General features: G+C 55.0%; 3 protein-coding genes and 1 tRNA gene. 1 reads left to right on the forward strand and 3 read right to left on the reverse strand.

Translation table 11 applies throughout. The features are described 5' to 3' along the window. The first annotated feature begins 198 nt into the window (after positions 1–198). Complete coding sequence (locus AC2FJZ_RS14310) at positions 199–3,798, forward strand: flavoprotein (protein WP_496778377.1); 3,600 nt, start codon at positions 199–201, stop codon at positions 3,796–3,798. Here AC2FJZ_RS14310 and AC2FJZ_RS14315 read toward each other — a convergent pair. The 3 genes from AC2FJZ_RS14315 to AC2FJZ_RS14325 all read right to left on the reverse strand — a co-directional run bounded on the left by AC2FJZ_RS14315 (position 3,795) and on the right by AC2FJZ_RS14325 (position 8,593). Next, positions 3,795–4,958 carry a hypothetical protein gene (locus tag AC2FJZ_RS14315; protein ID WP_496778379.1) on the reverse strand — a complete coding sequence of 388 codons (1,164 nt, stop codon included), beginning with the start codon at positions 4,956–4,958 and terminating at the stop codon, positions 3,795–3,797. The genes AC2FJZ_RS14310 and AC2FJZ_RS14315 overlap by 4 nt on opposite strands. Beyond that, positions 4,959–8,246 (reverse strand): ATP-binding protein, encoded by a 3,288-nt coding sequence (locus AC2FJZ_RS14320; protein WP_496778381.1) that lies wholly within the window; start codon positions 8,244–8,246, stop codon positions 4,959–4,961. 270 nt (positions 8,247–8,516) lie between these two features. Next, positions 8,517–8,593 (reverse strand) — tRNA-Met (locus AC2FJZ_RS14325).

An 8,593-nucleotide genomic window follows, 5' to 3' on the forward strand; every position in this document is an offset into this window, starting at 1 on the left:
GATTTTTGCCCAAAAATCGGATATTGTGCGGCCAATTAGGCCGATTTGTTTATACTTTTTCGATCAACAGATCAGTCTCGACCAGTGAAAAGGCGCCGAGCCGGGCGATTTTTGTATCGTGAAGATCAATACCCGCTTGGGGAAACACGGTCATTTTTCTGGTCGAAATTTGAAACGCAACTCCGGGGGGACACAGTTGTGACCATAGATCAAATTGCCAATGCCAGATCATACATCCCAAATGACGCAGACTGGAGCCTGATTTACAAGGTTTTGCCAGGCGACGCCGCAGTAGCAGACCCTTCTGTCATCAATCCTCATTTCGAGTTTTTCGAAGCGACTGGTAACACTGTGTTGCCCGCGAAAGGCATGTATGTTGTGCTGCGCGGCGTGGTTCAATTGCGTCAGGATGGGGACCCTCTGGCCAGCGCAGATGTAGGCGATTATTTCTACGAAGAACATCTTCAGATTTCGGATATCCCCGTCAGCCTGGAAGCGCTTGCACTGGACGGTACCTGTCTGGCCTATCTATCCAGCAAGAATTGGCGGAAGATACCGGAAGAGGTGCGCAAACCCTGTTTCGCTACGATGTTCGGGGATCTGGTCAGTGTCCAGTTGCAGAACTTCCAACAGCCAATCAACTGCTGCAGCGTGACGGCAGCGGCACTCAGCATGTCGGCTCTGGGGTTCAGTTGCGAGGTGAATGACATCTTCCGCGAATGCGCGCTGCCTTCGTCCTTTGTGGTGAATGACGGAATCTCGCTGGGTGAATTGTTTGATGTCGCCTGCACCTACATTCACTCGCAAGGGCTTCGAGACCGAGTTCAGGTTCAGGCCTATTTCATGGATGGAGACACGACCAGTGTGCCGCTTTTGCTTGAGGCGATCGACGAATCCAATCGGCTGGGCGGAGACAACGACATTCTGGTGGCGAATTTTCAGGTTGGTGTTGCCCATGGCAAAGAAAACATGCCGGGCGGACATTTTGCCGTCATCGCCAAATGCAACCCAAGCACCGGTCTGGTCCACATGATGGATGTGCACCCCGAAAAATACGGCAAGCTTTGGGTGACAACTGTCGAGCGGCTTTGGAAAGCGATGTCGGATCGGGACGGAACCTCGATGCGATCACGCGGCATTCTGCGATTTTCGGCACGTGCTGCGGTCAAAACCCATCTGAAGACGTTCAAGCAGCGGTGCAACTACGTCGATAGCACACTCTATCTGGCGAAAGACCCGAAGAAGCGCCGCAACCTGTTCCGCCGGGCCACGCCCAACATGAACTCACTTGGTGTGTTGGCGGAAAGCTTGGCCATTCACGGCGACAACCGCGTGGACGAGGACGAGCTGCTAAGGGCGACCGAGGCGTCGTTCACGGAGGCAGTCAGCCGGGTCGCCACCGCAAAAGACATGCACGAGATGGCGGAAAAATATCTCAGCCAGTCCGAGAACGTGCATCTTGGCAGTACGTTCCAAAGCTTTGCGACGCGCAAGGATACATCGATCCAAACCCCGCAGGATTGGTTCAAGGCACAGCTCAAAAGCCTGAACGCCAAAAAAGATCGTCACCTGATGATTAATATCGACTTCAATCGCGTCACCGGGATCGATGCGATCTGTCCACCGGACAACGTTTATCGGGAAACTGCCCTGCTGGAAGAGTTCTGGTGTCTCTGCATTGCTTACGACGAGGACAAAGACGTTGTCACCATAGTCGACATGAGCCCCGCGACATCGCAGGTCTGGCAGGCACCGCGCGGCAACATCTTCCGCGGTCTGCGCGATCTGGAAGACCCCGCATTGGTGATGATCGAAGAGATCGACCCGCCCGAAGACCCAAGCGATGTTGCCAGTATCATCAAGCACAATAAGATGGTTCTGTTCTACGAGGATGAAGACCCCTGGTCCTACATGCTGCGCAGCGTTCTTTCGAATATCGGGGCAACAACCGTCAAGCAGATCGATGTGGGTGGACGCGATCCCAATATGATCAGGATGCGGCGACAATTGGTGACACTCGGCGAAAGACCAGATCCGCCATATTTGTTTTTCAAAGGCGGGTGCATCAGCAAAAGCGATGAGCTGGAAGACATTGTGGACATGATCAGGGCCGGTGAATTGCAGGCTAAGATGCGCAAGGAAGGGCTGCCTGTATCAGAGCTGAATGAGACCCCAAGCCTTGAAAAGAACCCGTTCGGCTATCCCAAAGGAGTTATGAATCAGGTCAACGCCGGCAAGCGAAACGTATTGTTGTGCGCCTGCGGGTCGTCGGCGGCAGACAAAATCCCGGAACTCGTCGAACGCATCGTCGATGCAGGGCATAACGTGAAACTGATCCCCTCCGTCTCGGCCGAGAAGTTCTTTCGCGATTTCGGGGCCGAGCGGATCGACGCCAAGATCACCCATCATGACTATTATCGCGACGATGATGAGTGGAATTTCCGCTACTTGAAATTTGACATGCCGGTGCGGGCATCGCATCTGGCGCTATGCGACTGGGCCGATTGCGTCATCGTGGCCCCCATCACTTGCAACACGATGGGCAAGGTGGCCAACGGTATCGCCGACAACCTTCTGACCTCGGTCTTTGTGGCGTGGCAGTATCAGAAGAAACCGGTGATCCTTTGCCCCGCCTGCAACACGAACATGTGGAACAACATCACCACACAGAACAATGTTGACAAGCTGAAAACACTGGGTGTTGATTTCATCGGGCCGCGCGAAGGTCGCCTGTCAAACGGCCGGATGGGTATCGGCATGATGGCAACCCCGGACCAAGTCATGGAAGCTTTGGCGGACGCCTTCGAGGAGTTGGACGATCAAAAATATCGCGTCTGCAAGTGGGCGCGCGAAGCTGCCGCCGCCGATGACATCAACGAATGGAAACGCGTGTTCCGCGCCATCGACGAAGAGATCGTCGGCGTCAACATCGTGGACGAAGCCCATGGCGATTCCCTGCTGCACTATGCAGCCGGTGGTGAAGGTGAGCTTAACGAAAGCGGCCATGATCTGGGCAAGCCGGATTATGAAGCTGCTCAGGACCTGATCGATCGTGATATCGACGTCAACATTGTCAACGATCACGGGTTCACGGCGTTGCATGTGGCGGTGATGAACAAAGCACCCAAGATGGTGGAAATCCTGCTTGGGGCTGACGGCATGGATGCGACCTCGTGCATCGAATTTGTTCAGGGCATGAAGATCGAACCCGAAATCCGAACCATGCTGGATACCTGGGCACACGATCACAACCTCAAGATGGCAGACGCCGAACAAGGGCGCGACGAAAGCTATGTGGCTGTCAACGAACCCACGTACCTGTACTTCACCTACGGATCACTGAAGCAGGGGTTCCCCAATCATGACGCCCACAGCAAAGTTTTGAACGACTTCGTAGGAACGGCGCGCACCCGGCAACCGATGCCCCTGATTGTCCCGAAAGAGCCGTTCTGCGACAATCCGAACTGTGGATACTTGCACCGCATGGCCACGCTTGTGGATCAGCAGGGAATGGGCAAACAGGTGAGTGGAGAGGTCTATCGGGTGACACAATCCGGCCTGCGCGAACTTGACAAGCTAGAGGGGTATCACGGCCCCAACTCGACCGAAAACGTGTATTTCCGCAAGAAAATCAACGTTGTTGTGAACGGCGTGATGAAGCCCGCATACGCCTATGTGATCGCGGATTCGGAAAAATATCTGAAGAACTTGCGCGATGGCACGTCAGAGATGGTCAACAACTACACGTTGGACATGGCGCAGGGCGAGCCCAAACCGGGGTTTGAACCCGTGGCCTAACTGTCTTGTGTGCTGATCGGTGGCGGTTCGTGGCTTTCCTTCAGGCTAAGATTATACGCCGTGATCGCCACCATGCACAGCAACACAAACGGCCAGAAGCTGGCCTTGGGAAACAGGTTGTCCCGGTAATGGATGAACCGAAGCGACGGCACCGCTTCGGATGCGAAGAGGTAGGTGTTGATCGATACCACCAGCAGCATGAAATACATCAGGAAAAAGAACGACTCCATGTAGATCACGGGTGAGCCCGCAAACCCTTCGCGCAGTTGCACATGCGCCAGCAGGATCACAAAGAACAAAACCGAACAGGTGCCGATCACACTGGACGTGCTGAAATCATGCCGCTCGATCAAGCCCTCACGGCGGGTGACGGTCATGACTGCCCCAAACAGCAACATCATCACAACGATCAGAGGAACCATATGCACGATAAATGCGTTGCCAAAATTGCGTTTGATGACGAAGTTATAATGCAGCTCGGGCGCGTTGGTTTGATACGCATTCTGGCCGATGCCCAGCGTCGTATCCAGATTTGACAGCTTATAATCGAAATAGGTGTTTTCCCGTTCCCAGGTGCCCATCACGATCTGATTGTCGATCCCAAAAATATCGTCTGGCCCGGTCGCTGGATATGACTCGAAATCGGGAACCAACGCGACGGCGTCTTCAAATGAGGACGGCCAGAACCGCACCCAGACCGTTTTGTGATCAAAAGGGTAACTTGTGTAATCAAAGCTCTGGCGCAGGGTTTGTTCGAAATACCACCCAATCAAAACACCGTCAGATTGCGGCAGCCGATACGCCTCGGCAAACAGGCCGTTTGCAGTGTCCACCGCTTCGGGCAAAAGAAATCCAACCTCACCCTCTGCCGGTATAATCTTGTCATGCACGCCCGTCTCATAGTGCTGCCAGATATAGCCCGTGACCTGAACATCACTGGCGCCCAGAAAGCTGAACGACTTTAAGAAAATTCCGGTCCGCACATAATAGTCCGGGCCCACATCTAGCTTACCCAGGTATGAGTCCACCGCGGCTTGATCCGGCAATTGTGTCGGATCGCCCTCGAAATGGTTCAATTCGATCCAGAGTTTCAGCAAAAGACCCGCCAGCCCAAAGGTCAGCAGGCCAGAGATAAGCCAGACCTTCTTCTCGACGCTCATTCAACCTCCCGCCTGTTCAGTCAGAAAATCAGCGCGTCCCAGCAGGGACTGGGTGATGCCCATTTCGGCAAACTCGGCTTGAAGGTTGGCAAAGCTCTCGCTTTGGGTCGGCGCGATACCCATTTGTCCGCATTCAGCCAGAAAATGCGTCTGTCGGATGGACAGGTCGACCATTGGCAAAGGTTCCCCTGCCGTAAATGCCGCCAGCCCATCCGCATAATCATTCGCCGCTTGCCAATCACCTCGCCCCAACATGACTGCACTGGCATCGGTATAAAAATGCAAATGGCTATGGCCGACACACCCTTCCGCGATGATCTCGGCCCCCAAATTCAACAGGCGCATTTGCTCATCCGGGTCGGTTTCGGCCATCGCCAGCGCCGACAACGCCTTGGGCCCTACAAAGTTCCGCCCGTGTTCCAACGCAATCTCAACCGCCTGACGGCCCGTTTCCAATGCTTGGTCCATTTGCCCGGCATAAACCTGCGTGCGGGCCAGATGTTCCAGCGCCTGCGCCTCAAGCCGTTTTGCGCCCACACGCTCTGCAATCTCGGACGAAACCCGGAACGCCTCAAGCGCCCGATCAAGATCGCCTAGAAAGGTTTCGGCCACACCCAGGCAGGTCTGAGCCACACATTCGGGCACGAAAGCAAAATACTTCTGCGAAACTTCGATGGCTTCAGTTGCGTCTGCGCGTCCTTGCCCGACATCCCCCGTGTAACTGCGCGCAACACTCAGGTTGTGCAAATTGGCCGCCAGATCCCGAACCAGTCCTTTTTCACGCGCCCGATCAACAGCTTGCGTGTAAAAACCGGTCGCAGTCCTCATGGTGGCCTTCATGAAATTGGCATCACCAAACCCGCTGAGCGCACCCACTTCAAGGCGTACGGAATCCAGTTTGCGGGCCAGAGTGAGCGCGCGCTCATTCGCACTCAAGGCTTCCTTGTCACGACCCAAGGGGAAATACACATTGCCGCGTACATAGTTGATCTGGGCCACATCCCGTTCGGACCCAGCACGCTCAGCCGCAGCTTCAGCCGTATCCAGCGCCTCCAACGCGTCCTGATACAGGCTGGCCTGCCGCGCAGCCTGCGCAAGGCCAATATGTGCCCGGATGATTTGCTCATCCGTTTCCGCAAGGTGTGCCGCGTCCCGGAATTCCTGCAAGGCTGCGTTGGACAAGCCCTGCAACCGATGTGTCTCACCCCGAGCACAAAGCAGGTCAAACCGGACGCCAGCAGGCGAGGGCAGTTCCAGAGCACGTTCGATCAAGGGGCTTGCATCGTCAAACCGAAACGCGTGGATCAGCTTATCGGCCGCAGCCAGATAGGCTTGTGCTGCATTGTTGGCCCCCGCCCGGTCCAGATGTTGTGCGCGCAGGGTTGCATCACGATCTTCGAACCATTTGGCCGCCTGGCGATGCAGGCGCGCGCGTTCGGATTTGACCAAAGTGGCATAAGACCCGTCCCGGATCAGCGCGTGGGCAAACATCAGGTCGGCCCCGGCTTCTCGGATCAGGGCCGAGCGAATCAAATTTGTCGTGTCCAGATGGCCCTCGCCGAGAAGGAAGTTCAGAACCTCGGGCGAGAATCTCTGCCCCAGCACTGACGCCGCCTGAATAGCGGTCCGACTGGTGCGGTCCAGCGCATCCAAACGCGACTGAACTATGCCTTGAATGCTTCCGGGCACGGTTTCCTGCTTGAGTACATCGATGTTGCGCAACAACTGTTCCAGAAACAACGGGTTACCGCCCGCACGTTTGACGCATGTGTCCAACAGCTCGGGATCAATGGCCGTAAATTCCTCGACCAATTGCCGCGCCTGGTCTTCCCCCATCGGGGCCAATTCCAACTTGGACACAAGCGCGCCATCCGTGGCCATTTGCCAGTCTCGGTCGATCGGGTCCCCTTCGACCCGACTGGTCATCATCAAGACACAAGGGATTTGCCGCGTTGCCGCTGCCATATGTGCGCAGGCCGAGAGAATGTCGGGTGACGCCCAGTGGATATCTTCAATCTGAATCAGCAGAGGCGTGTCCTGACTGCGCGCCAACAGCAACTCATCAATGACCTGCCTGCGTCCACGCAGCCGGGTCTTGTTGTCCATAACGGCATAGACCTCAGCCAAGCCAGGATCCTGCTCAAGCTCAAGCAATGCATTAAGATGCGCCGCGTTCGACGGGCTGATCCACCCGTTGGCTATCGCATCTTGCGCCACGGCTGCACCTGTTTCCGCTCCATCCGATGGGTCAAGGCCCAGAATGCTGCGGGCCAAGGACTGAATGGCAGAGTGCCCCTCGCGTGCTCCGAAATCCATGACCACGCCATTATGGATCGAATAGGACAAGCTTTTAGCCAGTTCAGCCACCTGTTCGGACAAATGCGTCTTGCCGATCCCGGGCTCGCCCAGAACCACATGAACCTCGCCTTCTCCGTGTCGTTTGCACCGATCAAACGTTGCCGAAAACAACGAAATCTCACGATCGCGCCCGATGAACTTGTGACGTCTTGTCCGAATGTTCCGAGCCAAACGGTCCAGGCGCCAAACTTCGACAGGTTCGTTCAAACCCTTGATAGCCTGTACTCCGATTGACTCCCCCACGAATAGGGGTCCCAAAGCGCGCTGAATATCGTGAGAAACCAGCGTTTCACTGCCCTTGGAGATATCGGTCAAGCGCGAGGCCAAATTCACCCCATCTCCGGTGACGGTGTATTCCGTATGCGTTTGGCTTCCGGTTGAGCTGGCAATGACCTGACCAGACGCAATACCGATGTGACAGGACAGTGGAGGTGTCAGTGTTGGCAACACCGCATGTATCTCGGCCGCCGCCCTGGCCGCCCGTTCTGTATCGTTGGTATGCGAGATTGGTGCGCCAAAGACCGCCATGACCGCGTCGCCAATATGTTTGTCGATACGCCCACCAAATTTTTCAACCACGTTGTCCACTTTGCCAAAGAACTGATTGAGCAATGCGTGCAAGTCCTCGGCATCCAACTCGCTGGACATTTTTGTAAACCCCGTGAGGTCGACAAACATCACAGTGACCTGTCGTCGCGCGGGTTCAATTTGTTCAGAGGTTTCAGACGCCTCGGATGTTTCCGTTACATCCAGTTTTTCAATAGCGCGCAGCAACCGCCGACGATCCCCGACTGCAGTTACTCCGATTTCAATAAGATCTTCAGCCGTCAAATCTGGCAGAATGGAAAAATCGATCTTGTTGTCTAAGAAGGCTTGCGCGTAGTCAGACAATCCTATTGCGCTTAGCCACTTGCTCAGGTCCTGAGACATGTCGCCCCTCTGAAGTCCCCCTACTTCAAAGGTGAACCTAGCACGGGTTTTGAGTTTGAGTCTTCAAAAACCAAATTAATTGAAAATATGCACAAGTTTAACTCAAAAAGTCTTTTGCAAGATTTTTCTGCTCCTGCCTCGGGTTGCGCATTCACCACAGGGATTTTCCGCATCCGTCCTGATGCTTCCGTAGTGCTTCCATCGCCATCGCGACAACGCAAAACACCGCTCTTAGGCGGTGTGTAACGCATTGATTTATTATAGTATTTTTGGTTGCGGGAGTAGGATTTGAACCTACGACCTTCAGGTTATGAGCCTGACGAGCTACCGGGCTGCTCCATCCCGCG

It is taken from the genome of Ruegeria sp. CDSA079, from assembly GCF_059612245.1.

Coding starts and splice junctions, on each gene's coding strand:
- AC2FJZ_RS14315 (WP_496778379.1), bottom strand. CDS start 4,958: ATGAGCGTCGAGAAGAAGGTCTGGCTTATCTCTGGCCTGCTGACCTTT.
- AC2FJZ_RS14320 (WP_496778381.1), bottom strand. CDS start 8,246: ATGTCTCAGGACCTGAGCAAGTGGCTAAGCGCAATAGGATTGTCTGAC.